Here is a 2,843-nt window from a genome sequence, read left to right on the forward strand (position 1 = left end):
AACAACACTCAGGCCACCGGGGGCGTGCCGGTCCCTGTGGCGGGCAGGCATGATGTGCGCTGCTCACCTGGTTGACCGGGATTTTACATGGAGTGTTTTGCAGTGATGGATACGACCCACATTCCCGCCACATGCGACCTGTGCGATGCCCACAAGGGCGACGGCAGCGGCGCGTTTCGCGTGCTGCCACCGGTGTTCCGGGATTTCGGCGCCGTGCGCCGCTTTGCCGGTCCGGTGGCGACCGTCAAGTGTTTCGAGGACAACACCCCGGTGAAGGCCGCGGTCGAGAGCGCCGGCGAGGGCCGGGTGCTGGTGGTCGATGGCGGTGCTTCGCTGCGGCGGGCATTGCTGGGTGGCAACCTGGGCGCAGCGGCGGCACGCAATGGCTGGGCCGGCGTGGTCATCGATGGCTGCGTGCGCGATGTGGCCGAGCTGGCCGCATGCGCGGTGGGCATCCGTGCCCTGGCCAGCATGCCGCTGCCGACCGAGCGCCAGGCACCGGGCCAGCGCGATGTGGCGGTGCAGGTGCAGGGGGTGTGGGTGCGCCCGGGTGACTGGCTCTATGCCGACGAGGACGGAATGGTGGTGTCGGCCGAACGGTTGGGGTGATCCGTCGCGCCGCGGCCTGCCGCTCTGCGGGGGCCTGGCGGTGGGCTCAGAGGCTGCCGATGCCCTTGTAGAGCATGTAGCCGGCCAGCGCGAACAGCACGAAGGCGAACACGCGCTTGAGTGCCTTGACGGGCAGTGAGTGCGCTGCTTTGGCACCCACGGGCGCCATCAGCACGCTGGCGCAGGCAATGACGGCCAGCGCAGGCAGGTAGATGTAGCCCAGCGAGGAGGGTGGCAGGTTCACCACGCTCTGGCCCGAGATGGCGAAGCCGATGGTGTTGGCCAGGGCGATCGGAAAGCCCAGTGCGGCGCTGGTGGCCACGGCATTGTGGATGGGCACGTTGCACCAGGTCATGTAGGGTACGCTGACGAAGCCACCGCCCGCGCCAACCAGGCCCGAGAGAAAGCCGATGACCGAGCCGGCGCCGACCTGACCGGCGGCACCGGGCAGGGTGCGGCTCGGCTTGGGCTTGCGGTCGCGCAGCATCTGGCTGGCCGAGAAGCCCACAAAGCCGGCGAACACCAGCGCCAGCCACGCGCCTTTGAGCACGGCGAACACGCCCATGCTGGCGATGAACCCGCCGATCACGATGCCCGGGGCGATCTGGCGCACGATGTCCCAGCGCACCGCGCCACGCTGGTGGTGGGCGCGCACGCTGGAAACCGAGGTGAAGACGATGGTGGCCATGGAGGTGGCGATGGCCATCTTGACCGCCAGGCTGGGGTCCACGCCGCGGCTGGTGATGATGGCGGTGATGAAGGGGACCAGGACCATGCCGCCACCGATACCGAGCAAGCCGGCCAGGAAACCGCCGGCCAGGCCGAGTGCGGCCAGTTCGACAATGAGCAAGGGTTCAAGGGTCATGGGGAGGGTGCGATCCGGCGACAAAAAAACGAACAGCCCCGGGAGGGGCTGTGCGTGTGGAAATGGGTGTCTGCAAGTGCCACCGGACCGGCATCCTGAACCGGGGGTTCAGGTGGGCGAGGGCAGCGGGGCCTCGGGTTCATCTGACGCGAGATGCTCGCACCAGCCGCGCAATGTACCAAGCCCGGGCTCATAGAGCATTGGTTCAAGGAAATATAAAGCCCGGCGCGCACCGCAGACAGGATGGATTGTAGGCCCGTGGCGCGGTGCCGGTGGCGCAGCGGCGCAAAAAACCGTCGAATGCCGACGGGCGGACTGCCGCCCGGAGGCGGGGCGGGGCTCAGAGCAGTTGACCGTCGCTGCCCAGGACCAGGTCAAGTCGGCGCGCCAGATCGTCCAGTCGCGCCTGTGTGACGGCATCGAGCGCGATGGTGGGGGCCGCCACGGCCGCCTCAGATGGTGGCAGGGTCTTGTGGCCGCCATCGCCGGCCAGCGCGTCGTCGCACTGGGTGTTGAGCCGCAGCAGCTGGCTGTCCTTTTGCGACAGCTCGAAGGCCAGGTTGAGCGAGGCCAGGACGGCGATGCGGTCGCGCGCCTTGACCTTGCCGGTATCCCGAATGCGGCACATCGCCGTGTCCACGCGTTCCACGGCGTCGAGCAGGGCCGATTCGCCACCGCTGGGGCAGGTCAGCAGATAGCTCTGGCCCATGATCTGGACCTCGATCTGCTTGGTGGCCGGTTTGATGGCGTCGTTCATTCGTGGCCTCCCGGGGCCGACGTCGGCTCTTCAACCGGCGCCGGCAGGCGCTCAAGCAGGGCGTCGATGCGGGCGCGGGCGGTCTGCAGCCGGGTTTTGAGCGCATCGCGCTCGGCCTGCAAGGCTTGCACCTGTTCGAGCAACAGGTGGTTGGTGCGCTGCAGTTCCTCGTGGCGCAGCAGCAGGCGCTCCACGCGCTCGGTGATCTGGTCCAGTTGCATGTGATCGGCCATGGCATTGCGAGAGGTTGACCGGGGTCATTGTAGGGGGCCGGCCCGCGCACGGCATACAATCTGCGATGTTGGTGCTCGCGGTGTGGGTCACACGCCGCAGTTCAACGGGAAGCAGGAGGGAAAGCCCGGGCAGGGCGGACCTAACCTGCGCTGCCCCCGCAACGGTAAGCAGACGGTCGCACGCATGAACGCCATGCGCGTGGCCCGCCTCCCGCAGAGGCCACTGGGCGCGCATGCGTCTGGGAAGGCCCGAGGAAGTGTGTTCTGTCAGCCCGGATACCGGCCAACACGGTGATGGCGTCCTGGCGCGCCATCGTGTCGCCCAAGCGCTGTCGGGGAAGACGGCGAGGGTGTTTGTCTCCTTGGTTCCCTATGAAAA

General features: G+C 67.9%; 4 protein-coding genes and 1 riboswitch. Of the genes, 1 reads left to right on the forward strand and 3 read right to left on the reverse strand.

Features of this window, described 5'->3' with window-relative positions; all coding sequences use genetic code 11:
• The first annotated feature begins 105 nt into the window (after positions 1–105).
• Positions 106–609, forward strand: coding sequence for a ribonuclease E activity regulator RraA (gene rraA / locus PHQ87_RS15635; RefSeq protein ID WP_300236423.1), 504 nt, complete (start codon positions 106–108; stop codon positions 607–609).
• Positions 610–655: 46 nt separating this feature from the next.
• On the opposite strand, the gene PHQ87_RS15640 is transcribed toward rraA, so the two are convergent.
• The 3 genes from PHQ87_RS15640 to PHQ87_RS15650 all read right to left on the reverse strand — a co-directional run bounded on the left by PHQ87_RS15640 (position 656) and on the right by PHQ87_RS15650 (position 2,464).
• Entirely contained in the window at positions 656–1,474 is an 819-nt protein-coding gene (locus PHQ87_RS15640) for a sulfite exporter TauE/SafE family protein (RefSeq protein ID WP_300236426.1), read from the reverse strand.
• 340 nt (positions 1,475–1,814) lie between these two features.
• Entirely contained in the window at positions 1,815–2,231 is a 417-nt protein-coding gene (locus PHQ87_RS15645) for a cell division protein ZapA (protein WP_300236429.1), read from the reverse strand.
• Positions 2,228–2,464 (reverse strand): DUF904 domain-containing protein, encoded by a 237-nt coding sequence (locus PHQ87_RS15650; RefSeq protein ID WP_300236432.1) that lies wholly within the window; start codon positions 2,462–2,464, stop codon positions 2,228–2,230. The genes PHQ87_RS15645 and PHQ87_RS15650 overlap by 4 nt, the downstream gene beginning before the upstream one ends.
• A gap of 52 nt (positions 2,465–2,516) precedes the next feature.
• A riboswitch (cobalamin riboswitch) is annotated at positions 2,517–2,767 on the forward strand.
• Positions 2,768–2,843: the final 76 nt, after the last annotated feature.

Source organism: Hydrogenophaga sp., assembly GCF_028698005.1.
GTDB lineage: Bacteria > Pseudomonadota > Gammaproteobacteria > Burkholderiales > Burkholderiaceae_C > Hydrogenophaga.